The following is a 1,129-nucleotide window of genomic DNA, read 5'->3' as shown; positions in this document are numbered from 1 at the left end:
TCGCGCGTGGAATGAACAAACAACAGGTCCGGAAGGAACGGACGCTCCTCGCGGACGCGCTTGCCGCCACGGACGGAAAGACGCCAAGTCATGGGGGTGAATACCTCAAGACCCTCGGCAGACAGAAAACGGTAAGCGGGAAGCTTGGCGTTGGGACGCTTCAGGTCGCGGAGTACAAACCAACTGGAAGAAGGCATACGGGGGAGTTTAAAGGTATTCGCAAAATTCCTAGTCCTGAACGGAGATATATCTTTCTGTCCTCCAATCAGTTACAAGCAAACCCGCTAAAGTTCGGGATGGGCTCCGGTATGTCAAACGTTTATTTGCCATATTGCCAAACGGAACGTTTCATAACGGTACATCTCTTCGTAAGAGATGTATTATCAGCTGTAACTAATTGGAAAACAAAAAAATCACGTTATGATTAACGGAAGAACTGCTAAACATACTTAGCAAAAATGAACTTAAAAATAAGCAGAAAAAGTTTTTTAAATGTCCTGGAAGTTGCTCTAACCAATATTTTGCCTAACTTTGCACCGTGGTACATCTCTTACGAAGAGATGTAGCGTTTTCCTAAATTTTCCCTCTTTTTTTATATACACTTTTATATCCCCCCAGGCTGTCCGAAAACCTATCAGCTGCTATCATTCTGTCATGGCGAGCGAAGTCGAGCCATCTCACTAAATCTACAGGAACGTGTCTTGAGATCCCTCGACTGCGCTCGCCATGACAGAATGATAGTGTCGGAAGAGTTCTCGGACAATCTCCCCCACATATACTTTGCGTGGGGCAGAATTGCGCATTTCCACATTGCTTGCCACATCCCTGAAGAGGTTGAACCTCGCACGTCAGAGTCTTTCCAGCTTCGCACGCTCAACTCTTTCTTGCTTCGCACACCCAACCCTTTCTTGCCTCACACACTCGGCAACCGCGGAGAGGTTGAACGATGCTTAACCGCCGGTGGCTCCCCGAAGGGGAACACCTGCGGATTACCTCATCTATCCTCTTTCTCTCACATCGACCTCGAAAGGGGTCGAACCACACAAGACCACGTGCGTATGTTGGTACAGTTGCCTGCTTCGCTTTCTCTGTCTTCTTTCATGCACGGCTACAGCCTCTATGTCCGGGA

Annotated in this window: 1 protein-coding gene; it reads right to left on the bottom strand. The window is 48.1% G+C overall.

Annotated elements, in window-relative coordinates; genetic code table 11:
* Positions 1-197 (bottom strand): UpxY family transcription antiterminator (locus tag B5F34_RS17160; protein ID WP_204245638.1); only part of this gene is annotated, 197 nt, incomplete at its 3' end.
* Positions 198-1,129 lie beyond the last annotated feature (932 nt).

This window comes from Mediterranea sp. An20 (genome assembly GCF_002160055.1).
Lineage (GTDB): Bacteria > Bacteroidota > Bacteroidia > Bacteroidales > Bacteroidaceae > Bacteroides > Bacteroides avicola.
This window is presented reverse-complemented; position numbering and strand designations above follow the sequence as displayed.